This is a genomic window from Marilutibacter spongiae (assembly GCF_014145325.1).
GTDB classification, from domain to species: domain Bacteria; phylum Pseudomonadota; class Gammaproteobacteria; order Xanthomonadales; family Xanthomonadaceae; genus Marilutibacter; species Marilutibacter spongiae.
On record NZ_JACHTF010000047.1, the window covers coordinates 1 to 863 of the forward strand.

At 61.2% G+C, this 863-nt stretch carries 2 pseudogenes; one reads left to right on the forward strand and one right to left on the reverse strand.

The annotated features are described in order from the left end of the window. Positions 1–223: pseudogene (locus H4F98_RS16635) on the reverse strand (DDE-type integrase/transposase/recombinase); the annotation flags it as partial. Positions 224–749: 526 nt separating this feature from the next. On the opposite strand from H4F98_RS16635, the pseudogene H4F98_RS16640 reads away from it, so the two are divergent. After that, positions 750–863: pseudogene (locus H4F98_RS16640) on the forward strand (IS110 family transposase); the annotation flags it as partial.

An 863-nucleotide genomic window follows, 5' to 3' on the forward strand; every position in this document is an offset into this window, starting at 1 on the left:
CCAGGATGCGAGCGACGCCATGTCCGGAAATGGCCCGCTCGACCTCGATCGCCACTAGCTCGTGCGTCGCGTCATCCACGATCACGAGCGCCTTGAGTACCCGGCCATCCGCGGTCCGGTCGAACACAAAGTCCATCGACCAGACCTCGTTGGCACGGCTCGGACGCAGCAGCGGCTGCCGGTCGGCGACCGGCACCTTCTTCCGCTTCCGGCGCCGCACCTCAGATGGGCCCCAAGCCTAGACCGAAGATTCCGCCAAACTCTTGTCCCGTGAGTCTGGTTGTCCGCTCGGTGAGCGATGCATGGCTGAGAACGAGTAAACTTGCGGCAACGACGGAAAGTGCGATAGAGGAGAGGGATAGACGCTTTGCCAAGCGCGTCCCCCGCCAGCCAAGTAACGCTGATAGAGCGCCGGCTGGCAAGACAATGGCTAGGCCTGCTGTAGTGATAAGGGCATTTACTCCCCAGGTGTCCACGAACGATTGCTGGATCTCAGCATCCGTGAAGGGTGGGACAACTAACGGGTAGATAGCGAGCGCGCAAATGAAGGCGAGGATCCCGACCATACTGACGAGAACTACTTCACGGAGCTCGGTCATGTTCTGTGCGGCCTAACACCTAAGTTAAGCCGAGCCGCGAAGCGGCTTCGGCTTGAATGATGAAATGGACGCCTCCCGCGTCGCCACACGGCTTCGATGAGCCAGGCCGATACTGGATCGGGACACGGGAGCACGATAGGAGTCCACGCCATGCATGCTACGACCGTCGCCATCGACTTGGCAAAAGAGGTGTTCGAGCTGGCCTTCGCCGATGGGCAGGGCCGGGTGATCGAACGCAAACGTTTGTCGCGCCGGGCCTTCGCC